Origin of the sequence: Runella rosea, from assembly GCF_003325355.1 — a bacterium.
In the GTDB taxonomy this organism is placed as follows: Bacteria; Bacteroidota; Bacteroidia; order Cytophagales; family Spirosomataceae; genus Runella; species Runella rosea.
The window spans coordinates 6,028,214-6,052,204 of record NZ_CP030850.1; the positions used below are offsets into that span (position 1 = coordinate 6,028,214).

The 23,991-nt window shown below is 45.0% G+C and carries 23 protein-coding genes; 9 read left to right on the top strand and 14 right to left on the bottom strand.

Features of this window, described 5'->3' with window-relative positions; translation table 11 throughout:
* Nucleotides 1–45: 45 nt before the first annotated feature.
* From DR864_RS24740 to DR864_RS24750, 3 genes are all read right to left on the bottom strand, one after another.
* Nucleotides 46–1,116, bottom strand: coding sequence for an asparaginase (locus tag DR864_RS24740; protein WP_114069474.1), 1,071 nt, complete (start codon nucleotides 1,114–1,116; stop codon nucleotides 46–48).
* Nucleotides 1,117–1,164: 48 nt separating this feature from the next.
* Nucleotides 1,165–1,968: a TatD family hydrolase gene (locus DR864_RS24745; RefSeq protein ID WP_114069475.1), complete on the bottom strand. Its 804-nt coding sequence runs from the start codon at nucleotides 1,966–1,968 to the stop codon at nucleotides 1,165–1,167.
* A gap of 62 nt (nucleotides 1,969–2,030) precedes the next feature.
* Nucleotides 2,031–3,029 carry a glycosyltransferase gene (locus tag DR864_RS24750; RefSeq protein WP_114069476.1) on the bottom strand — a complete coding sequence of 333 codons (999 nt, stop codon included), beginning with the start codon at nucleotides 3,027–3,029 and terminating at the stop codon, nucleotides 2,031–2,033.
* Nucleotides 3,030–3,239: 210 nt separating this feature from the next.
* On the opposite strand from DR864_RS24750, the gene DR864_RS24755 reads away from it, so the two are divergent.
* The 8 genes from DR864_RS24755 to DR864_RS24790 all read left to right on the top strand — a co-directional run bounded on the left by DR864_RS24755 (nucleotide 3,240) and on the right by DR864_RS24790 (nucleotide 8,624).
* Nucleotides 3,240–4,226: an ion channel gene (locus DR864_RS24755; RefSeq protein ID WP_114069477.1), complete on the top strand. Its 987-nt coding sequence runs from the start codon at nucleotides 3,240–3,242 to the stop codon at nucleotides 4,224–4,226.
* Between the two features lie 42 nt (nucleotides 4,227–4,268).
* The gene (locus DR864_RS24760) at nucleotides 4,269–4,466 is read left to right on the top strand and encodes an AtpZ/AtpI family protein (protein WP_229599467.1); all 198 of its coding nucleotides are present in this window, start codon (nucleotides 4,269–4,271) and stop codon (nucleotides 4,464–4,466) included.
* Between the two features lie 90 nt (nucleotides 4,467–4,556).
* Nucleotides 4,557–4,922, top strand: a complete 366-nt coding sequence (locus DR864_RS24765; RefSeq protein ID WP_114070468.1) for a hypothetical protein — start codon at nucleotides 4,557–4,559, stop codon at nucleotides 4,920–4,922.
* A 38-nt stretch (nucleotides 4,923–4,960) separates the two neighbouring features.
* Nucleotides 4,961–6,058 (top strand): F0F1 ATP synthase subunit A, encoded by a 1,098-nt coding sequence (gene atpB, locus DR864_RS24770; protein ID WP_114069479.1) that lies wholly within the window; start codon nucleotides 4,961–4,963, stop codon nucleotides 6,056–6,058.
* Between the two features lie 58 nt (nucleotides 6,059–6,116).
* Nucleotides 6,117–6,380: an ATP synthase F0 subunit C gene (gene atpE / locus DR864_RS24775; protein WP_114069480.1), complete on the top strand. Its 264-nt coding sequence runs from the start codon at nucleotides 6,117–6,119 to the stop codon at nucleotides 6,378–6,380.
* A gap of 114 nt (nucleotides 6,381–6,494) precedes the next feature.
* Complete coding sequence (atpF, locus tag DR864_RS24780) at nucleotides 6,495–6,989, top strand: F0F1 ATP synthase subunit B (RefSeq protein WP_114069481.1); 495 nt, start codon at nucleotides 6,495–6,497, stop codon at nucleotides 6,987–6,989.
* Nucleotides 6,990–7,045: 56 nt separating this feature from the next.
* Nucleotides 7,046–7,582, top strand: a complete 537-nt coding sequence (gene atpH, locus DR864_RS24785; RefSeq protein ID WP_114069482.1) for an ATP synthase F1 subunit delta — start codon at nucleotides 7,046–7,048, stop codon at nucleotides 7,580–7,582.
* 595 nt (nucleotides 7,583–8,177) lie between these two features.
* A complete protein-coding gene (locus DR864_RS24790) occupies nucleotides 8,178–8,624 on the top strand; it encodes a hypothetical protein (RefSeq protein ID WP_114069483.1) in 447 nt (148 codons plus the stop codon).
* Between the two features lie 102 nt (nucleotides 8,625–8,726).
* Here the strand turns inward: DR864_RS24790 and DR864_RS24795 are convergent, their stop codons facing one another.
* From DR864_RS24795 to DR864_RS24815, 5 genes are all read right to left on the bottom strand, one after another.
* Nucleotides 8,727–8,966 (bottom strand): 4a-hydroxytetrahydrobiopterin dehydratase, encoded by a 240-nt coding sequence (locus tag DR864_RS24795; protein WP_114069484.1) that lies wholly within the window; start codon nucleotides 8,964–8,966, stop codon nucleotides 8,727–8,729.
* A gap of 141 nt (nucleotides 8,967–9,107) precedes the next feature.
* Nucleotides 9,108–9,506 carry a Dabb family protein gene (locus DR864_RS24800; RefSeq protein ID WP_114069485.1) on the bottom strand — a complete coding sequence of 133 codons (399 nt, stop codon included), beginning with the start codon at nucleotides 9,504–9,506 and terminating at the stop codon, nucleotides 9,108–9,110.
* Between the two features lie 61 nt (nucleotides 9,507–9,567).
* On the bottom strand, nucleotides 9,568–11,406 hold the full coding sequence (glmS, locus tag DR864_RS24805) for a glutamine--fructose-6-phosphate transaminase (isomerizing) (RefSeq protein WP_114069486.1): 1,839 nt from the start codon (nucleotides 11,404–11,406) through the stop codon (nucleotides 9,568–9,570).
* A gap of 207 nt (nucleotides 11,407–11,613) precedes the next feature.
* The gene (locus tag DR864_RS24810; protein WP_162794107.1) at nucleotides 11,614–12,972 is read right to left on the bottom strand and encodes a DUF4270 family protein; all 1,359 of its coding nucleotides are present in this window, start codon (nucleotides 12,970–12,972) and stop codon (nucleotides 11,614–11,616) included.
* Entirely contained in the window at nucleotides 12,956–13,765 is an 810-nt protein-coding gene (locus DR864_RS24815; RefSeq protein WP_013925918.1) for a glycogen/starch synthase, read from the bottom strand. Before DR864_RS24815 ends, DR864_RS24810 begins: the two co-directional genes overlap by 17 nt.
* A gap of 153 nt (nucleotides 13,766–13,918) precedes the next feature.
* Here DR864_RS24815 and DR864_RS24820 point away from each other — a divergent pair, with 153 nt between their 5' ends.
* Complete coding sequence (locus tag DR864_RS24820; RefSeq protein WP_162794109.1) at nucleotides 13,919–14,170, top strand: hypothetical protein; 252 nt, start codon at nucleotides 13,919–13,921, stop codon at nucleotides 14,168–14,170.
* Nucleotides 14,171–14,199: 29 nt separating this feature from the next.
* Here the strand turns inward: DR864_RS24820 and DR864_RS24825 are convergent, their stop codons facing one another.
* The 6 genes from DR864_RS24825 to DR864_RS24850 all read right to left on the bottom strand — a co-directional run bounded on the left by DR864_RS24825 (nucleotide 14,200) and on the right by DR864_RS24850 (nucleotide 23,847).
* Complete coding sequence (locus DR864_RS24825; RefSeq protein WP_114069489.1) at nucleotides 14,200–15,054, bottom strand: hypothetical protein; 855 nt, start codon at nucleotides 15,052–15,054, stop codon at nucleotides 14,200–14,202.
* 51 nt (nucleotides 15,055–15,105) lie between these two features.
* Complete coding sequence (locus DR864_RS24830; protein WP_114069490.1) at nucleotides 15,106–15,630, bottom strand: acyl-CoA thioesterase; 525 nt, start codon at nucleotides 15,628–15,630, stop codon at nucleotides 15,106–15,108.
* Nucleotides 15,631–15,745: 115 nt separating this feature from the next.
* Nucleotides 15,746–16,921 (bottom strand): THUMP-like domain-containing protein, encoded by a 1,176-nt coding sequence (locus DR864_RS24835; RefSeq protein WP_114069491.1) that lies wholly within the window; start codon nucleotides 16,919–16,921, stop codon nucleotides 15,746–15,748.
* Nucleotides 16,911–17,630: a hypothetical protein gene (locus DR864_RS24840; protein ID WP_114069492.1), complete on the bottom strand. Its 720-nt coding sequence runs from the start codon at nucleotides 17,628–17,630 to the stop codon at nucleotides 16,911–16,913. The genes DR864_RS24835 and DR864_RS24840 overlap by 11 nt, the downstream gene beginning before the upstream one ends.
* 178 nt (nucleotides 17,631–17,808) lie before the next feature.
* Nucleotides 17,809–21,333, bottom strand: coding sequence for a DUF4175 family protein (locus DR864_RS24845; RefSeq protein WP_114069493.1), 3,525 nt, complete (start codon nucleotides 21,331–21,333; stop codon nucleotides 17,809–17,811).
* Nucleotides 21,334–21,645: 312 nt separating this feature from the next.
* The gene (locus DR864_RS24850) at nucleotides 21,646–23,847 is read right to left on the bottom strand and encodes a penicillin acylase family protein (RefSeq protein ID WP_114069494.1); all 2,202 of its coding nucleotides are present in this window, start codon (nucleotides 23,845–23,847) and stop codon (nucleotides 21,646–21,648) included.
* Nucleotides 23,848–23,991 lie beyond the last annotated feature (144 nt).

Below are 23,991 nucleotides of genomic sequence, written 5' to 3' on the forward strand. Positions count from 1 at the left end.
TCATTTAGTTTTGGAAAGAAGGTTTTACACCGCCACGATACTAAATCACAACAAGCTCATTTCGCCCGCCAAAGGCTTTGCCAACTCTTCGCGGATGCGCGCCACATCGCTTTCCCGCGCCAAAATGCTCATCATTTTGGTGATGGCAGCTTCGGTGGTGATATCACCACCGCCTACAACGCCGATTTTCTGAAACCACGTACTGGTTTGGTAGCGTCCCTGCATCACGCGTCCGCCGTCGCACTGCGACACATTCATAATGACCACGCCGCGCTCTGTGGCTTCTTTTAGTTCGTACAAAAACCAGGGGAGGGTGGGGGCATTGCCAGCACCGAAAGTCTCCAGTACCACTCCGCGCAATCCGTTGATATTCAGTATAGAACGAAGTACATTTTGGGTGATACCTGGAAATAACTTTAGAATAGTCACATTTTCATCCAAAGGCAGCTGGACCCGAAAAGGCAGTTCTGGACGATACGGTGCGATGTAAGGGTAATTGTACTCAATCGTCACGCCGACTTCGGCCAAGGCGGGGTAATTTTCGGAGCGAAAAGCATTAAATTGGGAAGTCTCTTTTTTCTTGGCGCGGTTGCCACGCAGCAGATAATTTTGAAAATAAATGCATACTTCGGGCACCAACGGGCGACCTTCCCACTGTGCTGCCGCGATTTCCAAGGCTGTAATGATGTTTTCGCGGGCGTCGGTCCGGGCAATTCCGATGGGCAATTGTGCGCCTGTCAGGATAACTGGCTTGCTGAGGTTTTGGAGCATAAAACTCAACGCCGAAGCGGTATAAGCCATCGTATCGGTGCCGTGTAGAATCACAAAACTGTCGTAAGAATCATAATGACGCTGAATCAACCGCGCCAAGTCCATCCACACATCGGGGCGCATATTAGATGAATCCATGATTTCTTCCAAACTCGTGAACGTAATCTCGAAGTCTAACCGCTTGATTTCGGGGAGCTTGTCTAGAATTTGTTCAAAATCAAAGGGGACGAGTTGGCCTTTTTCAAAGACCATTCCGAGTGTTCCACCCGTGTATATCACCAATACGGAAGCGCGCGGACGGTTGGGTAAAACGGGATTGATGGTGACTGATTTATATGCTGGCATGGTTGAGAAGTGTTGATGATAAAGAAATCGTTTTGAACGATGTGATGTTTAATATGACAGTTGGGCCGCGTTTTGCGTTGTGATGCGGGCAAGTTCTTCGACCGTAATTTGCATTAAGTCAGCGACTTTCTGCGCAATAATCGGAATGTACGCAACTTCGTTGCGCTTGCCACGGTACGGTACGGGCGCTAAATAAGGGCAATCAGTTTCGAGCACAATATGTTCTACGTCTATGTAAGGCAAAACCTTGTCTAGGCCACCGTTTTTGAAGGTAGCCACGCCCCCAATTCCTAGTTTGAAGCCCAATTCAATCGCTTTTTGTGCCTCTTCAAGGGTTCCTGTAAAACAGTGGAAAATTCCTTTCAGCAGTGGATTTCCCACTTGCTCAATCAACTCAACGACTTCCCAAAAAGCACTGCGACTGTGAATGTCAATCCAAAGATTGTGTTTGAGGGCCAGATGGCATTGAACCAAAAACGCTTCTTTTTGCTGCTCGACAAAGGTTTTATCCCAGTACAAGTCCATACCAATCTCGCCAATGGCTACAAACCCCCTTCCCAACCCTGCTTCTGTTTGGGGAAGGAGTTGTTGCTGGGCTGCTTTATTGAGCCAATCTTCTACGATGTATAGTTCTTTTTGAAAATCGTCTTTGACATACGTAGGATGCAGCCCCATCATGGGCAAACATACATTTGGGTACTGCTCTGCCAATGCCATCATGCCGTCGATGGTCGTGTGGTCACAATTGGGCATCCAGATTTGGGTAATTCCCGCCGCAAAAGCACGGTCAAGCATTTGGGTGCGGTCTTCATTAAAAACTTCGTCGTAAATATGAGCGTGGGTTTCTATCATGAGTCGTGAATTGAGAAAGATGAAGTGCTTTGAAAACAAACACTTTTCGGTTTTTCTGTTTCTTAATATTGTCGTCCTTTCCAGACGGTGTTTTTTCGTAGATAAAAATTAATCAGCATCACAAAGTTCATCAAGAGGTGGTAAAACCAGAAAAAAGGGACGCCGATAAAAAAGTGTGGTTGTTGTAGCCAATTTAAGATACTGACCAGCCAAGTACAGACCCACAGAACGTATAAGAATAAAATAACAAGGGCGGCTTTGGGTACAAAAATGCCTAAAAGCACTATAAAAGGAAGGAATAATGCATTGACATACACCCCGATACGTTGCCCCCAAGGCAGGGTCATGGCGCCGTACATCCAGCGTTTTCGTTGAATCAATAGTTGAGAAAAGGTCGGAATCGGTTGGGAAAGGGTCAGGACGCGGCGGTCAAATAGTTGGACAAATTTAAAACCTTTAATCACGATAGCGTGAAAAAGAGCGTAGTCTTCGGTGATTGAAAAACCTACTTTTTCGTACCCTCCCACGGCCTGAAAAGCTTTACGACTTACGGCCATGTTGTTGCCCATTGCCGTAATGGGGACCCCAAAAAGGGAAAATAAACGCATCAATGCAAGATAATACAACCATTCAATGGCTTGCATCAGCCCCAAAAAGCCTCCGCCTTTTATGGCTGTGATACCCGTTACGATGCCCACGTCGGGTTTGAAGTGCGAAAGCATGTTTTCAATCCACTTCTCTGGTACTTCAATATCGGCATCCGTAAAAAACAGAAATTCTCCCTGCGCCCGTTGCGTCAGTTGAGCCAACGCATTGGTTTTTCCTTTCAGGGTCGATGCACCGCCTGAATCAGGAGCGGGGGTAATGTTAACAAGTTCAAAATGAGGTTTGTCCCGAATAAACTCCTGCACCAACGCCCCCGTCTCGTCTTCCGAAGCATCATTGCCGATGAGGATTTGCAGGTGTTCTGGTGGATAACTCAACGCTGCCACAGACTGCAAACAGGCGACGATATTGTCCGCTTCGTTGCGAGCGGCGATAAGAACTGATACTTTTTTCACACCCTACTTTTTTGCAAAGGTAAGTGTTCTTGGGTTGTATTTTGAGTTTCAAAACTTGGTATTCGTCGGTATAAATGACAATTGAGTTGTCTTGTTGCTTTAAAATGAGGCTTTTATCATTAATTTTAGTTATGTGTTGAACGCGAAACGAAGGGGAAATTGTTAGGAGAAAATAGACTATTTACCCCTTCATTGATTGCTCATTATCGTATGGCTACACATCGACTGATCACTAAAGTTAAAAACAGTAAACTTCTCGAAAAAGAGGAAGAACGCCGTGATGTAGGATTCGGAACCCGCATTACCAATGACCGTGGGCGATTGATGAAATCCGACGGGTCTTTTAATGCGCGCCGAGTCAATGGCTCATTTTGGGCGCGACTTGATATTTTCCATCGCCTGACGGGACTTTCTTGGCCGATGTTTTTTCTGGTGGTATTCATGGTATATTTTGTGGTAAACTGTTTTTTTTCAGTGCTTTATATGATGATAGGTGTTGAGCACCTTCAAGGAATTAAGGCCGTTAGTACGATGGAGCAGTTTTGGGGGGCATTCTTCTTTAGCGCCCAAACATTAACCACCGTGGGCTATGGCCACGTTGCACCCGTGGGGCTGGTGGCGAGCGGACTGTCATCTATTGAGTCGCTCGTGGGAGTGTTAGGCTTTGCGATTGCGTCAGGTTTGGTCTATGGACGGTTTTCCCGTCCGATACCCAAAATTCTTTTTAGCCGAAATGCTATCTTTGCGCCTTATCTGGATATCAACGGTTGGATGTTTCGGATGATTAACGAGAGTCCGACGGAGTTGGTGGATGTGCGGGTTGAGATTTCACTTTCACGATTGGAAACCCTCCCCAACGGACAGCGCTCGCGGCGTTATTATCAATTAAAACTGGAGCGTAGTCAGGTAAATTTTTTTCCATTAAGTTGGACGATTGTACATCCTATCACTGAAGCGAGTCCTTTATACGGTGCCACGGAGGACAGCTTGGCGGAGTCGGATACGGAGTTTCTGGTGTATGTTAGGGCCACCGAAGAAACTTTTTTGCAATCGGTACATGCCCGGTATTCGTTTCGGTACGAAGAAGTGGTGTGGGGCGCAAAGTTTGTTCCCATGTTTGATAGCGGTAAGCGGGACGATATTGTGAGCGTAGATGTCCAAAAAATACACGATTATGAGCCCAAAGAGTTGAATTAAGTTCAAATCTTCTGTTGTAAAATGACTGAAAATGGCGACTCAATGCGTAAAAAGACAACCAATTACGCCAAATATTCGAGCATTGGCATGCAAATGCTCGGAATCATCGGGCTGGGAACCTACGCGGGAGTAAAGCTGGACGAATGGCAAGGAAATAAAATTCCTGGTTGGACATTGGCATTGTCATTACTTTCTATCGCTGCGGCCTTGTATAATTTCATCCGGCAGGTCAAATCCTAATTTCTAAGGGAGAAGTGACCCAATATTTTTTTGTAATACTCTGCACTTACCTGCTGTTTGTTACCTATTTCGTTGATTAACTTTTATAAAATGTTTCGAACTATCCTTTTTACGTTCTTTTTGGGAATTGTACTTTTTACAGCCGATTACTTTTCAGCCGGGACATATATCCATCCTGAAAAATGGACTATTCTGGCCTTCTTCTTTGTGGTTTCGTTGCTTCAACATCGTTTGATGGAGCAGGGTTTTAAGGAGAATAGAGAAAGATTTGTTCAATTTTACCTGACCACGGTCGTCGTTCGCCTCTTAATGTGTCTGGTATTTGTAGGGGTATTTTTGTATTTCAAGGTGACCGCTCCCAATAGCTTCGTCGTTACCTTTTTTGCATTTTATTTATTTTATACTTGTTTTGAAATATACGGATTGTATCGTAACTTGCGCCGCGATTTGGAATAGGAGCGTATTCTTAATTTGTAATTCGTTAATCGTTAGTTATGTTTCAGACCTTACGTCATACATTTTTCGCGACATTCGCGCTACTTTTTGTTACTTTTTCCGTTGCTTTCGCCGAAGAACCGGCTCATGACCATGAAGCCAAAGAAAGCAAATTCAACATTGGTGAGATGATCATGCACCACATCGCAGATGCCCACGAATGGGAATTTGCGCATGGTTTGTCAATACCGCTTCCTGTCATTATTTATGACAATGGGGTGAAGGTATTTTCATCGAGCAACTTCTACCACTCGCCCGATGCTACCCACGAAGATCACGAAAACCACGTGTATCCCAACAAAGCCTTAGGCTACGTATTGGAGCATGAGCACATTTACCCAATCGGGGCAGATGGCAAAGCCAACAAAGAAGCACACGTATTGGATTTTTCCATTACTAAGAATGTAGCTTCTCTGCTTTTAAGTGCCGTTATTCTTTTGCTTATCTTTACTTCGGTTGCCAAAGGTTATTCCAAAAATAAAGGGAAAGCTCCTTCGGGCATCCAATCGTTTTTGGAGCCTATCATTCTGTTTATTCGGGATGAAGTGGTCAAGCCAGCCATCGGACCTAAATACGAAAGATACCTTCCTTATTTATTGACCTTATTTTTCTTCATTTGGGTAAACAACCTCCTTGGGTTGGTTCCTGGTGGCGCAAACTTAACGGGCAACATTGCCGTAACGTTGATTCTGGCGGTTATTACCTTTATCATTGTTCACTTCAGCGCCAATAAGCACTATTTCGCTCACTTGATCAAGCCAACAGGTGTACCAGTTGCCCTGTTGCCAATTATGATTCCCGTAGAAATTGTGGGCGTATTCATGAAGCCTTTCTCATTGATGGTTCGACTTTTTGCCAACATCACGGCGGGTCACATCATTATCTTGAGCCTTTTAGGTTTGATATTTATTGCCAACAACTTAGGTGGTGGCGGTACTGGTTGGGCGGTGAGCCCGTTGGTGCTCATCTTTACGTTGTTTATGAACGTTATTGAGTTATTGGTGGCGTTTTTGCAGGCCTTTATCTTTACGCTCCTGACGTCTATGTACATCGGAAGCTCTATCGAAGAAAGCCACGAAGCAGACCACGGACACTAATTTACGCGTACCATTTTCAATTGAATTCTTTTGTTTCACTATATAATAAATTACAATCATGTTGCTTCAAATCTTACTCCAAGCTGCTGCTGAAAGCGGTGCAGGTCTAGCGGTATTAGGTGCCGGTATCGGTGCAGGTTTAGCTGCAATCGGTGCAGGTCTAGGTATCGGCCGTATCGGTGGTAGCGCAATGGAAGGTATTGCTCGTCAGCCTGAGGCTGCTGGTCGTATCCAAACTGCGATGTTGATTATCGCGGCTTTGATCGAGGCCGTAGCTCTTTTCGCTGCCGTTATTTGCTTGTTGATTTCTTTCAAGCTCTAATTGCAACAAAGGGATTTCGTACTGTGCGCATTAGGCGTCGGTACGAAATCCTCTCTTTTGTAGTAAACAAGAGGAATTCTAAATTATTATCTCAAAACTGTAAACTGTATTCAAATGGAATTGTTAACCCCCGCAATCGGCTTACTTTTCTGGATGTTGGTGGTATTTGTTATCTTGGTGGTGATCCTGCGCGTAGCCGCTTGGAAACCCATCATGAACGGCTTAAAAGAACGCGAACATCAGATTCAAAGCGCGCTTGATTTGGCCGAAAAGACCCGTGCCGACATGGCTAAGTTGCAGTCAGACAATGAAAAATTACTGGCCCAAGCCCGTGCCGAGCGCGACAGCATTTTGAAATCTGCCAAAGAATCTGCCGACCGTCTGATTGCCGAAGCAAAAGACCGCGCAGGTATCGAAGGAAAACGCATTATTGAAGATGCACGTGAGGCCATCAACAATGAGCGCGTAGCCATTGTTGCTCAAATGAAGAAAGAAATCGTCACGATTTCGCTTGATATTGCCGAGAAAGTGTTGCGTAAAGAATTGGGCGACAAGACCTCGCAGGAGAAATTGGTAGCTGATTTGGCCAAAGAAGCAAGACTTAACTAGTCAATTATCATTCAACATTGAACTGTTGATGTTCAATGGTAACTGTTCAATAAATTATGTCTGAATCTACCGTAGCATTACGATACGCCAAATCGCTTATCGACTTGGCACAAGAACAAAACGTGGTGGACACTGTTTATCAGGATATGCTTTTCTTCAAGCAGACAGCAGAAGAAAATCGTGGATTGATGTTGGCCCTTAAAAGCCCTGTGGTACGTCACGACAAGAAATTGGCGATTCTGGAAGGAGTATTTAAGACCAGAGTAAGCCCAACTTCTTACACGATCTTTACCATCATCACGAAGAAAAACCGCGAAGGAATCATGTTCAGTATCGCGGAAGAGTTTATCAAGCTGTATGATGAGAAAAAAGGCATTGTCAAAGCGCTCATTACTTCTTCGATGCCATTGACCGCTCCATTACGCACGCAATTTGTGAGCATAGTAGCCGAAGCTACTGGCAAAACAGTTGAATTAGAGGAGAAAGTAGATGAGAAACTCATTGGAGGATACGTGTTGCGCGTTGGAGACCGGCAAGTAGATGCGTCTATTCGCACGCGCTTAAACGACTTAAAATTGAAGTTGCTCAACTAAGATATTTTTTATCTGCTTAGAGTGACAGAAGCCCTCATTGCCTTGCGATGAGGGCTTTTTTTGTTGGTTTTTTAATAAAATCTAAAATTGGCAAAAAATTTGAAGATCTGATACCTCAAACAGGTTCGCTTACCCCCGCTCAAATTACAGCCATAGCCGATGACATTGATGATATCCACAGTTGAAACCCTATCAAAGTCTGAAGATTCAACTGTGCCACCTGAAAGAAGAGTGCCCCTGACTGACACAAAATTAGTTGCTGACCTTTCCAAATGGCATAGTATTGTACAGGACACAACAAACTTGCCTGCTCCGGTAGCCAATGGAAGGCTATAATATGGGACAAAATATGGCTCCTACCCAATGGCACAATTATCTGATGTCATTGGCAAATAGTGGTCAATTAAAAACTTGTAATTAGGGCTTAAAAATAGATCAGCGTTAGTGATTGTGAGTAACTGCAAACCGAGTAAATAGACACTAACCTTTGCTTAATTTTTCGGAGTTGTAAAGAGTTCAGCGTAATATTTGGCAAGTAGTTATTTGTTTCGTTTAAAAAATGATTAACGTTTTTTGTTTTCTACCTATCAAATCTATGAAGCTTCGGAAGGCATTGAATAATTCTATCGTTGCACTAAGAAAGGCCCAATATGGTATCCTTATAATGGGCTGTATTTTGACCGCAACGGGTTGTGATCGTAAGGAAGCCAATCAGCCCATTTGCATGAATATAACAAAGGATTCCACTTTTACATTAAAATCAAACAATTGGTCGGGTGGTGTATCCAATATTGCATTCTCTATGAATGCAGCTATTGACTCCGGTCTTAGCGTATCATTCAATTATCCAAAAGAAATGCTGCGACCATCGGCCGATTTTAAGTTTTACACGCTTAGTTATGCAAAAGGCAATGCCGAGGTAGATACTTGTTTGGAATATTATGCTACCTCAGTAGAGGTATCTGTCATCAGCAAATCAGTAAACCCCATACCCATGTGTTTTAAATTCAATAAGTATCAATTTTCTAAAAAAACTGATTGATACCTCTAATAATGGGGTATACTTTATCTGCTCAAAACAAAAGCGCCCTCATTGCTTTGCGATGAGGGCGCTTTTTGTGTTCTGGAATACTTTAAAAAGAATCTACATCGCCTCAAAAATCGCTTCAATAGCATCGGCCAAAGCTTCGTCCTTTTCGGTGATTTTATCGCCGGCATCGTGCGTAGAAAGTTCAAACGTTACTTTGTTATAAACGTTTGACCACCAAGGGTGATGGTTCATCTGCTCCGCCACTTCGGCCACTTTGGTCATGAAAGCAAAGGCTTCTTTGAAGTCTTCAAATTCGTACTCTTTTACAAGCTTATTGTTTTGTTCTATCCACATATATCAATTTGTTATGGTCAAGATTAACCGTTAGTATCTCTACTAACGATTAATCCTTCAGAACTGACATACTTTATTATTCAACGAGGCTGAAGGCGGTTTGTATTGTTGCCTGACGTCTTCGTTGAAAAACGCCATTTATCAAGCTTCCATCGCATCATACACCACTACTTTGCTCCACAAATGGGAGTAGTTTTTAATAAATTCCTGGTGAATCGGATGGTCTTGGTATACCTTTTGCCCTGCCGTGTCGTCAAAAAACATCAACTCCGATACATCCCAACTGGTATCTACAACGTCCCGTTTTTCGGTGCTTGCCAATACCCCCACGTGCAGTTTACGGATGGTCTCTATTTTTGAGAGGGTTTTTACGCCTTCTACCAGTTTGTCACGGTCGGCTACGGAGCCAGGGTTTTTGAGCCAAAAGAAAACGTGGTGTACCAATTGCTTTTTGGGCGCGGCCGCGATGACGTTGGCAACTGCCCCAGTGCCAGCTAGGGTAGCTGCCGTTAAAAATGCACGACGATTTGATTTTTTCATAAAAGAATTAAATAGGTGAGTACCCGACAAAAATACGAAAACAGGTTTGAGATGACTTCCGTTATTCTACGGTGACAGATTTTGCCAAATTTCGGGGCTGGTCCACATTGCGTCCGCGCATCACGGCGACATAGTACGAAAGTAATTGCAGCGGAATGGATGAAAGCAACGGAATCAGGATGTCGTGCGTTTCGGGTACTTCAATCACAAAATCAACCATGTTTGGAATCAGCTCATCGCCTTCGGTCACGATGGCAATCACGCGGCCTTTACGGGCTTTTACTTCCTGAATGTTGGAAACAATTTTTTCGTAAGAACTGTCTTTGGTGGCAATAAACACGACGGGCATGTCTTCATCAATCAACGCAATCGGGCCGTGTTTCATTTCGGCGGCGGGGTATCCTTCGGCATGGATGTACGAAATTTCTTTCAGCTTCAAAGCCCCTTCCAACGCAACGGGGAAGTTCAGCCCCCGCCCTAGATAGATGAAATTGCGGGCGTAGGTGAAAATATACGCAATTTCTTTGATGCGGTCGGCCGCTTTGAGCACTTGCCCCACCTTCTGTGGAATCGCCGATAGGTCGAGGAGCAATTGTTGGTAGAGTTCTTCGGTGATGCTACCCCGTTTGTGGGCAATGGCAATGGCCATCTGCGTCAGAACCGTCACTTGTGCCGTAAAGGCTTTCGTACTTGCTACGCCGATTTCGGGGCCCGCGTGGGTATAGGCTCCCGCGTGGGTTTCGCGCGCAATGGATGACCCGACCACGTTGCACACGCCGAAAATGGTGGCTCCTTTTGATTTAGCGAGCTGAATGGCCGCGAGGGTATCAGCGGTCTCGCCAGACTGAGAAATGGCAATGACGAAGTCGTCAGCGTTGATAATAGGGTTGCGGTAACGAAACTCTGAAGCATATTCGACTTCCACGGGAATTCGGGCGAGCTCTTCAAAGATGTATTCTGCCACCAGCCCCGCGTGCCACGACGTGCCGCAGCCTACAATGATGATGCGTTTGGCTTCGGCGAGTTTGTCCATGTAGTCGCTTAGGCCGCCCAACTGCAAGGTTCCTTCTTCGCGGTTGACCCGTCCACGCATACTATCGGCAATGGAGCGCGGCTGTTCGAAGATTTCTTTCAGCATAAAATGGTCATAGCCACCTTTTTCAATGGCTTCCAATTCCAGCTCTAACTTTTGTATGTAAGGTGCCTGGCGCTCGTTTTCGAGATTAACGATTTTAAGCTCTCCCTGTCGTACCAAGGCCACTTGGTTGTCGTCTAAGTAAATGACATCTTTGGTGTATTCAATGATGGGGGTAGCATCAGACGCAAAAAAGAATTCATTTTCGCCCACGCCAATGACCAACGGGCTGCTTTTGCGGGCGGCAATCAGCTGCGTGGGGTCATCTTCTGAGATTAAAACGATGGCGTATGCCCCCACCACCTCCTGCAAGGCGAGCCGCACGGCCTCCTCTAGCGAACAATTGGTTTCTTGTTGAATGTCTTCAATGAAATGGACCAATACTTCTGAGTCCGTTTGTGAACGAAATTCGTGGCCTTTTTTGAGTAATGCTTGCTTTAGACTGTCGTAATTTTCGATGATGCCATTGTGAATAATGGCCAGTTTTTTATGGTTCGAATAGTGGGGGTGAGCATTTACATCATTGGGCTCTCCGTGGGTGGCCCAACGCGTGTGGCCGATGCCCACAGTAGCGTGTAAATCTTTGTTTTGGAGTTCATTTTCAAGGTCAACAACTTTGCCTTTCTTTTTGTAGATTTTTAGGCCTTCTCCGTTGAGCAGCGCTACACCGGCACTGTCATAGCCTCGGTATTCGAGACGTTTGAGACCCTTCAGGATGAGAGGACACGCTTCGCGATGGCCCACATACGCTACAATTCCGCACATAGTAAGAGATGTTTTAGATGAGTTGAGGGACTCTGTCGTTTTTAAAAAAAATTATCAACCTAAAGAGCCCTAAAAACTTTTTTAAAAAACTTATTTTAGTACAATAAATATACCTAAAATTCTCGAAATTTACTGAAATATTACAAAAACAAAAAGAGAGCGGAAGTTTTTCCGCTCTCTTTTTAAATCCAGATTTATCGTTATTTTTTACTTAGTCACGGTATAAAATATCCTTAACTTTACGTTTTCTGGGGTGGGGTTTATGGTTAAACGGTCCACCTTATTGTTAATAAACGGATAAAAACTTGATAAGGCTTGGTTGCCCGATACGTACGATTGTAGGGTAGAACCTTGACTCGTTGGCATCAGCAACAAGGCGGTACTTTTCTTAAAACCGATAGAAACCGCCTGTAAATACGTAGTAAGTACAAAGTTATAATTACGGAACTTTGAAGTATACGGAACGATTTGCGGTAAAACGTACGACTGAAAAGTAGCGCCATCTACTGGCAGGAGTAATTCGGTATCTCCTTTTGACCGTAACACTCGATTGGTTTCGTCGGTTTCTGCCATTGTAAGGGTACTAGGCAATCCGTATAAACCTCCAACATGCTCTGGTTGATTGGGTACGATATTTAACTCAGCACGATTAATGGCCACGCGCCCCTCTCCAAATAATTTTGATAAATACGGAAATTCAACCTTTGTCACAATACCGAGGGCATCCTGAACATAATTCAGTCCTTTGGTTTGGGCTGCTGGCAAGGGTTTCAACGGTTGAATCTGGCTTAGGGCTGTTCCTTGGCGGTCTGCTTGCATTTGGTTAAAGCGTTTCAGCATGGGAACCCTAAACACGTACGCGACGGTGTCGTTGGTAATGTGATAATAGAGATTTAAACTGATTCCCGAGGTGGCAGGAGAAAAACCTATCACCATTCCATTGCTTGCCGACGGCACCAACGTGAACCCCCTGAGCTGCTGTGCAAATTTGAGCGCAGTGCTCCCTTCTGTTTTTCCGCTCAAATCCAGCAGCTGCTGTCCTAATGTATTAGGAAGTTTAAACTGGAATGTATTGTTGGTAGAAGGTGTCGGATTGAATTTTACACTAGCTAGTGCGGCTGCGTCGTACGGGATGCTGCTGTTGTTATAGTAAGTTTTTCCCGTTCTGAGCGAATCACTCAAACGATGAAGTTTGACCTCAAAGGGTTGAAGCGTATCGCCATACAGGTAAGAATACGCAACATTCAGACGAAGTGAATCAAAGACGTAGGTATTGGTACTACCGTCTGAATTGAGGTTGAGTGTTTGCCCCATCTCAAAGAAGGGTTGTGCTGAAACTCGACCAAAAATCGGGTCGCGGTAGTTCCCTACTAGCATTTGTTGCGCATTGGAAGTACGAACTGAATCCAAAAGAACAGTGCTGGTGCGAACGGTAACGGTGTCGGTAAACTGTACCTCAGCGATTACTTCGGGCGGGAGTCCGATTTCTTTCGGGGCTTCGCACGCTGCCAGCAAAATAGCAAAAGCGATGACCAGTAAGCCGGCTGTTTTAGCCGGCCAGTTCATTATATAAGTTGTAATAAGCGTCGGTATAGTTTTCGTCTTCTTCAACCAGTTCAAGCTTGCGTTCGGGCAATTCATCAAGGATTCTGTTTAAACTTTCACTAAAATCATCATCAGCTTTTACTACGGCATCGGCATACGCACATCCAATTTTGATAAAACCTTCAAAATCGGCAGAACGCAGATGCGCCAATGCCTCATCGCTGACGTCCATGGCTTTGGCTTTGTCTAAAATATCACCTTCAAATTTGTAGTTGAAAGCGTTGTTGTAGACGGTGAAAACACACTTCGTATCCTTAAACATCGGATCGTTTTTGTAAGTGGTTTTCAGGTAAAGAGGAATAAGGGCGGTCATCCAGTCGTTGCAATGAACGATATCGGGAGCCCATCCCAATTTTTTAACGGTTTCGAGAACTCCCTTGCAAAAGAAAATGGCACGCTCGTCGTTGTCGTCAAAAAAGTTGTTGTCCTTGTCTAAGAAAACGGACTTTCGGTGGAAATAGTCTTCGTTGTCGATAAAATAAACTTGTAATTTGGCGCTTGGGATGGAAGCTACCTTGATTACCAGCGGTTTCTCATCGTCACCGACTGAAATATTAATACCTGAAAGGCGGACTACTTCGTGGAGGCGGTTTTTGCGCTCGTTGATAAGACCAAAACGTGGTACTAATATGCGTATCTCCATGCCCCGCTCTTGCATCGCTTGGGGAAGTTTTCTTACGTAGTCGGCTACCTCAGTGATTTGGAGAAAGGGATTTATCTCGCTGGCTACATACAAAATCCGTAGTTTACTCATAGGCTTTGGTAAAGCTTGATAGGATTGGTTTTGAAGAAAAATTTTGCAAAATTATACAAAATTTTGGCGATTTTCAACCATATTCCCCGAGATTTATTTGATATGGCCGAAAGATATTACCTTTGTTGCCTAAAATTCTCCTTTATCGAATCTATGAAAACTCCTCTGGTTGAGAGCTTGGTTGGTTGGGCCACGTTGGGCTTTTTTATTTTGTGGATTATGGAATTCCGTCGGACTCAATTTCAGGAAAGTTATTGGTTGTTAATGCTTAGCCTATCGTGTCTTCTGGGTTTTCAATACCTGCGCTATCGTCGCGGGGCGGTACCACTTTTGGATAAATATGATCCCAAAAAAGAAGTGAAACCCAAGCCAACGGTGAAGCCTTCGCTTAAAAAGAAAAAATAAGGCTTTCGGGTAGAAAAAACGTTGATTCTTTACAAAAGCCACAGGCTAATTAAAAAAATACCGTCGCCTAAGGGGCGATAACGCTCGTCGGGAAGTACTTTGGCCGAAGAGCGTTTTAGCACGTGCATACACCCGCTCATCACAACGACGACGATTGCGGCCCTGACGCAATAGCGATAAGTGGTGAAGATAATCACGGCCAATGCGCCGACTATAATCAATCCCAGCAACCAATTCAGCACCGAGGAAACCGTTTCGGTACCCCACGCAATGGCCAGTGAAAAACCTTCATCCAACTCCAGAGACTCAAACCATGAGAACAGTAATAAATTCTGGAAAGCCAATAAGCCATATAAACCCATCAACACGGGACTTTCCCACGCGAGGGTAGTCTCGGTCAAGATGGCAGGCCCCCAGATGCCTGCGGTGTATACAATCGCTACTAGCGGCTCTTTAAAAACCTGCGCGGTGTGTTTGGCAGAAATCCGGAAGGCAAACCACAAATAGAGGCCTACTAAACTTGCTAATCCGAAGCCAAACCAGAGGACTTTTGAGGGTACCCAAAAAAGAAGCACCAATGAAATTAAACCCAAGCCCAAAAGAATTTTAATCAACAAAGGTTCATTTTTAACGTGAAAATCGTGTCGAGGAGTAGGGGAGTGGTCGGATTTGCGATTGTCTAATAAACGGTCAACGACGTAAATCATGAATACGGCAATTCCTACCAGAAGCGTGGATGCCCACGAAACCTTCCCGTGGCCGTCGGGCAAACGGCTCGCAATGATGTGGGTTATGACGGCTCCCGCTACCACGTCCAAACTAAGCCAATGCGCTCGTTTGAGGTAATAGTTAATGATAAAAGCCGTATCTTGAAGCCACTGCATATTGACGAAAATTGTTAGAATAAAGGATTTGCGAGGTTAAGCGGAGACGGATTAGCCTTTCGCTTTTAGGCTGCCTTTTATTTCACGAATACGTTCATTGAAGTTCCAATTGTGAAAATCCACGTTGGGCAAGCAGGTTGTTTCCAGATAATCCATGACGGTAGGCGGGTGAATCACGCGTTCTCCTTGCCGCACATCAATGTATTTGGAAGTTACCCAAAGCACATTTTTGAGTTGGGTACGGGTATCGTCGGTCATGTAATATTCCGTTACGGTGGTATCCTGATTAAAATAAATCAGCCGGGAAGTAATCCGAACCCATTCGCTTACCATGGCGGGGCGCACATACGCAATCTGGTGCTGATACACCACCCAGCTTTGGCCCAATTCCCTAAAAAGGCGTCCGAAGTTGAATTCGTAGAGCTTGGCTACTTGGTCTTCGCGGGCGTTGAAATAATAATCAAAGTATTTGGCGTTGTTGAGGTGTTGCAAAGGGTCGCAATCCTGAAAACGAATCACCATCCGCGATTCTGGTTCTTTGGGATATTCTTTGCCAGGTATACGTTCAAAAAACATGGGAGTAACGGTAAAACGTTATAAAATAATTGATTGGCGGTGCGTTTTTAGGGCAGCACCATGGTTGAGTTAAACGTTAAAATGGGTTGCGTTGATTACGATTAATGGATGATGATTAATCTTTCACTTTACGGCAAACCAGCAGTCGTTTATCGGTGTTGGCGAGCGTTGTGGCCAGCAAATATACGTCACCCCCGTCTTTTAGTTTCAGTTTTTTGCGAAGTTCGTCGGTAGTACCCGGAAAATTTCGGAGGGTAAGGTTTGCTTTTCCGTTTGTTAGATAAGGCGTAAGCGCTTTATTATCAGCTTTTACCGTGGCAATTAGCTCAAAGGTTCTCCCAGGAAATAGCTGTACCAGACTTTCAGAAGTATAGAGGTGACTGTGGGGGGCAATTTTAGCAATTTGGTATTTTGAGGCGGCCGTTTTAAACGCTCCTGCTTTCAAAATGGCGGCGTTGGGTTCATAGATGTATTGAAGCGGCATACTGAAGGTAACAGCGGCATCAGGCTCCTCTGACCGATAAAAGTCAAAAATTTGTTGACTGCCGTCGTTCTTGAAATTAACGGTTTTGATGACAACGTCAGAGGCGTTTGTTCCTATCTCCAATAATAATTCTTTGCATTCATTTTCAACCGCAACTACGTGGACTGCCGTGATTTGCGGTACTTCCAACAGCGTTTGTGTCAGGTCTAGTAAGGGGGAGACTTTGACAAGGATTTGGTGCGCTTTCTCCAAAAATAACGCCAAATGCTTGGTAACGTCGGGTTCGCAATCTCCCAATCCTACCACTCGACGTTGGTCGGCGGTGCGGCGGGCGGGATCGACATAAATCCAATCCACTTTGGCTTTCAACCGTTGTAAAAAAGCAATAGTATCGTCGCAAATACATTCGATGTTGGGGGTGTTCAGGATGTTGAAATTGTGGCGTGCGCGCTCGACTAGTTTTTCGTTTTGTTCGATGTAGGTGACCGATTCGAACTGTTTTGAAAAATAATAGGAATCAATCCCCATGCCACCCGTGCCGTCAATTACCGTTGTTGAGGCCGTTTGGCGCATTATGTCAGCTTTGTAATGAGCGGTGGCTTCGGAAGAGCTTTGTTCGACCGACACAGCGGGCGGGAATATCAAACGAGGCTCGGCACACCAGCTCGGTAGTTTTGTCCGCGCTTTTTGCCGAGCCTCTATTTGGGCAATGACAAACTCTTTTTCTTTGCCGTATTTGAGCCGTAAAGAAGTCGGATTTGCCTGACTGTTTTGTTGAATAAAAGCGATTTGTTCGTTAGATAGCATTGTACTTAGCAACGGCAACCACGAGATCGCGCTCAGTTTTTATGTCTAATTTCTCCTGTTCCATCAGTGCTTTTAAGGCTTCTTCTTTGTCAGACAAAGCGCCGAGTACCGACTTTTTATTCTTTTTAATCTTCGTCAGGCTGCCGTCGGCTTTGAGTAAAAAATATTCATTGGCATCCTCAAAGGTATCGTAGCGCACGTTGTTGCTGTAAGGGTCTTTATAATCCGCTTTTTTTAGGGTCTTGCTGATTAACTTTACCAAGCTGGTTTTTCCTTGGTATAAGGTCAAAAAATAGAGGTCGCGCATGTCGTATTTTGCGGTATGTGCCGAGGGATACCTTTTAAATTCAAAATTTGCTTTTGTAACAGGATCATTGATAATGAACGAGTTAACTTGGTACGGAAATACGATTATTGAATCTCCGCCAGGGCGTTTCATGACCAATTCTTTGGAGTAAGCGTTGTATTTAAGGGGGACTTCTTTGAACACGCGCCCATCCACAAAGGCCATTTCTCCGCTAATCCACTCGGAAATGAAGAATGGAGAACCCTTTAGCCCTTCGTAACGACTATCGAAAGAAGAGGTTGTGTAGGTGCCCATATTGAGGCGTCCGTCTACGTCGCGGATGAGGTTGTTGGCGTTTTCGGTTTGGGCCAAGAGCGAAGAACAACAGGCGGTCAAAAAGGCAAAAATCAGTATTTTTTTCATGGCTTTTTATTTTTAAAGAATTCTTCTGCAAAGTAATCGAAACTAGGTTATCTTCAAAAGCTTGTAGTTGCAAATTTAATGAAAAGGGACAGGTACAGCCGATAAATTGAAAACATAAAAAACGGGGAGGCCGACAATCTGCCCGCCTCCCCGTTTTTTTATGTACATCCGATGAGGGTTATCTCTCGCCCGATTTCTTAAAATAATTATCGGCTTCGCGTTTGTAGAAAGGCGCGAAGCTCGGCGGTACGGTACGCAACAGTTCCGTTTGTCGCTGTTTGTCCTTCACGTATTGCTCAAACTCCGCGGGCGGGTTGCGGGGCTGTGGCTTGGCCGTTTCTGATTTGCGTTGGGTATCTTCTTCCTGTTGACGTAATGCTTTTTCGGATTCTAATAACCGCGTTACGATTTCTTCCTGACGTTTTATGACCGTCGGATTAATACGTTTGTTTACCAAGTCGGTTTCGGTTTCGTCCATCTTATCCATCAACTCTTTGACCTCATTTCCCACTTTTCGGCCGCCTTCCGAGCCTTTTTGCGAGTCCATCAATTCCTTTAGCATCTGACGAATACGTGCCTGTTCGGCGGCCATTTGCGCCAATTGTTCCGACATTTGCCGTCCGCCCATGCCTCCTTGGCCCTGACCTTGCCCTTGGCCTTTTTGTAATTGTTGGATGCGGTTGTTAAGCTGTTTTTGGAGCTCGCCCAAATTACCCGGACTTTTTCCTTTGCCTTTGCTGCCTTTCTTGCTACCGCTACCCGGACTGGCCATCGCCATCATGGCTGCCTGCATTTGTTGGAGCGTTTGGCTGAGCATCAACGACAGGTTATTGATGGAGGTCATGGCAAACTGCTGTTTGCTGGTGGCCATGTTGAGCCGGCGCTCGCGGATGTAGCGCGTGCTTTCGGTCATGTGAAACTTCATGTCGTTGAGCTCACGAGTCACAAACGTCTGGATTTGCATGACGCGCTTGGCGAGAGCGTACAGACTGTCTTCTATCACCTTGGCATCATCTTGAAGTTTGAGTTGTTCCTGCGCCAGTTTAACAAAACGTGGGTCCTGTAAATTGACACCTCTAAAATCCTTCATGACGCGCTCTTGGTCAAACGAGAGGTGAATTAGGTTTTCCAGAATATCGCGCAGATTGTCCATGTTTTCGTCCATTTCCTGCATTTCGGCACTTTCCATCGACTCTTCCATCTGCTGCGCCATCTTTTTCATGGACTTCGCTGCTTTTTTCTGCGATTGAGAGGCGCTTTTATTCTGCTTCTGTTGGAGTTGTTTGGAGCTGTTTTTCTGCTCTTTTTCCACTTCCTGCTGTTCCTCCTTGCCAGTGTCCATTTCCTGCTTATCGGCAAGTTCTTCGTTCAATTTTTCGAGTTCTTCGATGTCCTTTTTGGTTTCTTCAAACTCTTTATTTAGCTCTTCCTGCTCCTTTTTGAGCTCTTCTTGCTTGGCATCTTCTTTGCCGTCTTTACTTTCTTGGTCTTTTTGTTCTTTGCTTTCTTGCTCTTTCTGGTCCTTACCTTCCTGATCTTTTCCTTTTTGGTCTTTATCTTTCTGGTCTTTTGCGTCTTTATCTTTACCTTTTTGGTCTTTATTTTCCTTGTCTTTGGCTTCTTGCTCTTTGCTTTCTTTTTCGGTTTTCTCCGCCAGTTGTTCCTGTTTTTCGGCCATTTCGTTCAAATCCTTCTGAATTTGCTCCGCTTTTTGCTGAAGCTGAAGTTGCTTAAACATCTCCAACGCTTTTTCAATTTCTTTCTGAGCGTTGAATTCCTTGTTTTTTAGCTTATTCATCAACTCCTGCATTTTATCGTCCTGCTGTTGTTGTTGAAGGAGTTTTTCAAGTTGGTCGTACAGTTTTTTGGTTTCGGGGTCGAGCAATTCTTTCATCAGTTTTTGCAACTGCTCCATTTTTTGCTTCATTTCGGGACTTTGCTCCGCAAAACGTTCCTGCTTTTCTTGGGCTGTTTGCGTTTGCTCTTGCATGCTCTTCATGTCGTTCATGAGCTCTTCGCGCTTTTTGAGCAAGTCTTCAATTTGCTTTTTATCCTGAAAATCCAGCTCTCGCTCGCTTTTCAGACGTTGGTCAAGTTTTTCTAACTCTTTCTGTAAATTCTTGGCTTTCTGTAGCGTTTTGTTGATTTGGGCTTCGGTTTTCTCGGCGGCCTTATCGGCTTCGGCCCGCACTTCTTCTTTGGACGGAACCGCAAAATCAATCATGCGCGATTTGGCCGATTTTGGCCCATTTACGCCATCATTGTCCCACACCTGAACGTAGTATTCGATGCGGTCGCCGGGCGTAAGGCGCAGACTGTCCACGTACCATTGGAAGTAGAAAGTTTGGTTGGTCGTTGATTTGTTGAATGGAATTCCGAATCCTTTGTAAGCCACTTTCTTCTCATCGGTCTTGTCACCTTTGCGGCGCAAATTATAAAACACCCGTAGGTTGGAGAAGCCGTAGTCATCGGCAATGTTACCACCCAATACGAAGTAGTTGTACAAAGTCGTGTCCTGATAATTTTCTAAAGTCAGGGTCGGGTGTTTGTCGTTGATGACGTTGAGAAAATAACTGATTTTCTCGCGGTTGTTTGACTCGTCGTTTTTGAGTTTGATTTCATAGTTGGCAGACTTCCGAACGTTTTTTCTAAACTCATACCCGCCTGTCAGTTTGCTTTCGGCCGTATACGCGTTTTTGTCGCCTTCAAAGGCCAAGGCCATTTCTTCGGTGGCATCGGTGTTGAAATCCCAGGTGATGGTTGTTCCTTCGGGTACGGTCAAGTTACCTACATTGCTCAATTGTTCGGCTGGCTTGCCTAAATAGGCAGGATATTGAAGGGTAACATCAAACGACAACAGGCTGGGGCGCTCGGCCACGGTGAGTTTATAATCGCTTGATTTATAGCCAGCAGCTTCAAACTGAAATTCGATGGGCCGCTGCACATTTTTAAAGGTATAGCTGTAGGTATCGGCGTCTTCTGGTTCGAGCTTAAACTTGGCTTTGTTGTGAACTACGTAAACCGCTTCGGGCAAGGCGCCGCCCGCAAGCGAAACCTTCAAGGTAAAATCTTCGTTGCGAAATGCTTTTAGGTTTGTATTGTCGAGTTTGAACGTAAACGGTGCGTCGTTGTATTCTTTCTCAAAGTGAATAATGCGGTCAGAACTGTTGGCAAAAAAGCGTGGATTGATCAGCAACACCAATCCAATAGCGGCCAACGGGTAAATGGCGTATTTGAGATAACGACGATTTTGGTCAATTTTGACAGCATCCGAAAACCGAACGATTAATAATTGTTTTGATTTTTGTTGAATACTGGCTTCAATCAGGTCGGTTTGAGCCCCTGATAAATTACGTAACTGTAAGGTATTGATGAGTTTATCGCCGATTTCGGGGAAAAAATTTCCGATTTGACCCGCCGCTTCTTCGTCCGAAATCGATTTACGTAAACCGTACAAATGCACCAAAGGCGTAACTACCCAACGCGCCAACGCATAACCCAAGATGGCTAAAAAACCAAAGAAAAGGGTACCACGTACAGGAGAGCTAAAGCGGCCGAAATACTCGATGGTATTTACAAATAAGTATGCCGACAGTACAAACGCCGCCGCAAAAATCACGCCTTTGACGAGTTGATTCAGGTAAAATTTCCGCTTATACTCACCAATGCGCTCCTGCAATACGGAAAGGGGTTGGGTTTTCATATAGTGGTGTTTTGAACGGTGCTTAAAGGGTTAGAATATAGCTTCTAAAGATAACAATAAATTTAACGCAAAAATGATGCAAAAAGTAGCGAAGGCTAAGAAAGATTCTGATAATAACGCAAATTGGGGGAAGATTGTTGGAAAATAATCGTCAGGGCAAGCCACAAGGCTTGCCCTGAAACGAAGAATGGATACGGCCTCATGGATAGGTTGATAACCGAAAGCTGAAAAATAAAACAAACCGTAGGGGCAGGCTTTACGTCTGCCCAGTCCGATGTGGAAGGGGGAGACGTAAAGCCTGCCCCTACAAATTTATTCGCCGGGGCGGTAAATGCGCTCGGCGTTGTTCATGACGTCTTTTTTGTAAAAAAAGATTTCTTTGAATTGCCCGTTGATGTAGCCTTTAACTTGGTCCGTAAAATGCGGTGAAGCTGGGTCTGTGCTGGCTCCGCCCGTCAGAATTGTTTTGGCTTTAAGGGTTTTGCCAAATTCGATTACGGCCACAAAGGTATTGCCATTGACCCCATAATGGGCTTTCGCCTGCGGAACTTTGCGGCTTGAATAGGCATTGAGCGAGCCCAGCGGGCCTGGAGTGGCGGTCACGGCCCAACTCGGGCGGCTGTCGCTGAAGGTCTCGCCTTCTTTAACGCGTTGAAAACGATTGATGCTTCCCCACGGCACTTCCCAAGTTCCGAAATCTTTTTTCAATTCCTGAACTACTTGGGCTAACAGAGCGAGCTGTTCTTTAGGTGAGATAAAATCGGTGGAAAGGTTGGCCCCGTTGGTAACTGAATAGTTTTCTTCGTTGGCAATTGGTTTTTTGAGGCGGGCCACATTTAACGGGATGATTTTCTCGACCCACATAACGCCCAATGTAGTGGCAACGGAGGTGGTATCGGCCCGAAAATTCCAGTTTCGTAATGCTTGAATCGGGCCAGAAAGCTGCACGGAAACCGAGTCTGTGGGGTTGGCATCAAATGCCTTGACCAAAGTTGGAATAAAGCGCTCGGCATTAGGCAGATAGGTGTCATGGGCCGCCGTGATAACGTCGTCAATCGTGGCGTTTTTTAGGTTATTTAGCAGTCGTACGGCGTTCATGGCGCGCGGGGTATGGCCGTCGGGCAGCATGTAGGCAGGCTTGCGACTCATGAGGGTATCAAACGCCCCTGCGCCGTACAGCGGGGTAGAATTACAGTTTTGTACCCAACCGTTGGCGGGATTGATATAATGCGGAATCTCGTTGAGGGTGTGCGTACCTTGCCATTCTGTTGCATTGGTGCTACCGTCTACGGGGCGTTTCCAATCGTATGCTGGGTCTCTCTTCGGAACGTAGTTGCCGTGCCAATACGCGATGTTTCCTTTGCGGTCGGCGTAGATAATGTTGTTGCCGACCATGACGCGCTTACCAATGGTCGATTGAAATTCTTCAAAACTTTTGGATTTCATCTTCTGCCAATGCAAGCCCAACAGTTCAATGTTGGCGTCGGTACTTTTTAGGGTAATCCATTTTTTATCTCTGACCGCTACGACTGGGCCGTGGTGGGTGCGGTAAACGGTGAAGGTTTTGGATAACAGTTCATTGCCTTTTTTATACTTTACCGTAATGCGTGAACTGTCTACGCCGCGCTGTCCGCCATTGTAACGGTAGGAGTACTTCCCGTCTTTCTTTTCGACGGTTTCGGCATACAAATCTTTGGCATCGGAAAGGGTGATGGGATGCATCCAGCCGCAAAAATCATTAAAGCCCTGAAAAATATTGAATTGGCCCAGAAACGGTGCACCGTAAGAATTCAGACCCTGTTTGCTGACCAAATGTATCTCAATTCGTCCGTAAAATTCCGAGTGAGGGTTGATGAGCAACATTGCGTTTTTACTCTGCGTTTTCGACGGGGCCAGTGCCCAGCCGTTGGAGCCGCCCGCTTCTTGGTAAAATTCATGATTGGCATCTGGCAAGTATGACAGTGAAAGCCCCGCCTCTTTGGAATAAAATTGACGAAATTCCAATTCTGTAAGGTTGCTACCCGCAATGGATGGAATATTATTCATCAATACCATCCACGGTTCTACGCGGGTAATGAGTTTTGGTTTTTTGGCGGGATGCGAAATCATATAAAAGTTGATGCCTGCCGCGTAGGCATCGCACAGTTTGCGGAGCCATTTTGGCGTTTGTTGGTATAGTTTTATGGCGCGGGTCGAGTCAATAAAAGTCCGCGCCCACAGGTCTTGGTACAATTCCCGTTCGCCTTCCGTCTCCGCCTGACGACCTAAGCGAGTAATGAGCAAATTCTCTACTTTTTCAAAAAACTCCTCGCACTGAATGTACATCATGCCAAACACGGCATCGGCGTCGGTTTTAGTATATACGTGTGGCACACCCCATTTGTCTTTGACGATGGTGATGCGCTTAGCTTGTTTTTGGAGATTGGCGATTTCGTCTGGGGAGAAGGTTTGAGCCTGAAGCAGGACAGTGTTGACAATAACAAAGGTTAGGATTAGGGTAAAGAGTCGTTCCATAATACGATTGATTTTTTAAACTTGTAGATGATAAGGGGGGCGTAGTATGGCAATTTAGAAGATTTTTTTGGAAAAGGAAAAGGGGAGACTCCTTAAAAAAACACCGATTAATAATCCAAAAACAGTTCTAGAAGGTATCGAATG

Coding starts and splice junctions, on each gene's coding strand:
- atpH (WP_114069482.1), top strand. CDS start 7,046: ATGTCTGAATCTACCGTAGCATTACGATACGCCAAATCGCTTATCGAC.
- DR864_RS24830 (WP_114069490.1), bottom strand. CDS start 15,630: ATGTTTTTTGAACGTATACCTGGCAAAGAATATCCCAAAGAACCAGAA.
- DR864_RS24815 (WP_013925918.1), bottom strand. CDS start 13,765: ATGAGTAAACTACGGATTTTGTATGTAGCCAGCGAGATAAATCCCTTT.
- DR864_RS24835 (WP_114069491.1), bottom strand. CDS start 16,921: ATGCTATCTAACGAACAAATCGCTTTTATTCAACAAAACAGTCAGGCA.
- DR864_RS24820 (WP_162794109.1), top strand. CDS start 13,919: ATGAAAACTCCTCTGGTTGAGAGCTTGGTTGGTTGGGCCACGTTGGGC.
- DR864_RS24765 (WP_114070468.1), top strand. CDS start 4,557: ATGTTTCGAACTATCCTTTTTACGTTCTTTTTGGGAATTGTACTTTTT.
- atpE (WP_114069480.1), top strand. CDS start 6,117: ATGTTGCTTCAAATCTTACTCCAAGCTGCTGCTGAAAGCGGTGCAGGT.
- atpF (WP_114069481.1), top strand. CDS start 6,495: ATGGAATTGTTAACCCCCGCAATCGGCTTACTTTTCTGGATGTTGGTG.
- DR864_RS24760 (WP_229599467.1), top strand. CDS start 4,269: ATGCGTAAAAAGACAACCAATTACGCCAAATATTCGAGCATTGGCATG.
- atpB (WP_114069479.1), top strand. CDS start 4,961: ATGTTTCAGACCTTACGTCATACATTTTTCGCGACATTCGCGCTACTT.
- DR864_RS24740 (WP_114069474.1), bottom strand. CDS start 1,116: ATGCCAGCATATAAATCAGTCACCATCAATCCCGTTTTACCCAACCGT.
- glmS (WP_114069486.1), bottom strand. CDS start 11,406: ATGTGCGGAATTGTAGCGTATGTGGGCCATCGCGAAGCGTGTCCTCTC.
- DR864_RS24850 (WP_114069494.1), bottom strand. CDS start 23,847: ATGGAACGACTCTTTACCCTAATCCTAACCTTTGTTATTGTCAACACT.
- DR864_RS24845 (WP_114069493.1), bottom strand. CDS start 21,333: ATGAAAACCCAACCCCTTTCCGTATTGCAGGAGCGCATTGGTGAGTAT.
- DR864_RS24800 (WP_114069485.1), bottom strand. CDS start 9,506: ATGAAAAAATCAAATCGTCGTGCATTTTTAACGGCAGCTACCCTAGCT.
- DR864_RS24755 (WP_114069477.1), top strand. CDS start 3,240: ATGGCTACACATCGACTGATCACTAAAGTTAAAAACAGTAAACTTCTC.
- DR864_RS24790 (WP_114069483.1), top strand. CDS start 8,178: ATGAAGCTTCGGAAGGCATTGAATAATTCTATCGTTGCACTAAGAAAG.
- DR864_RS24795 (WP_114069484.1), bottom strand. CDS start 8,966: ATGTGGATAGAACAAAACAATAAGCTTGTAAAAGAGTACGAATTTGAA.
- DR864_RS24825 (WP_114069489.1), bottom strand. CDS start 15,054: ATGCAGTGGCTTCAAGATACGGCTTTTATCATTAACTATTACCTCAAA.
- DR864_RS24840 (WP_114069492.1), bottom strand. CDS start 17,630: ATGAAAAAAATACTGATTTTTGCCTTTTTGACCGCCTGTTGTTCTTCG.
- DR864_RS24810 (WP_162794107.1), bottom strand. CDS start 12,972: ATGAACTGGCCGGCTAAAACAGCCGGCTTACTGGTCATCGCTTTTGCT.
- DR864_RS24745 (WP_114069475.1), bottom strand. CDS start 1,968: ATGATAGAAACCCACGCTCATATTTACGACGAAGTTTTTAATGAAGAC.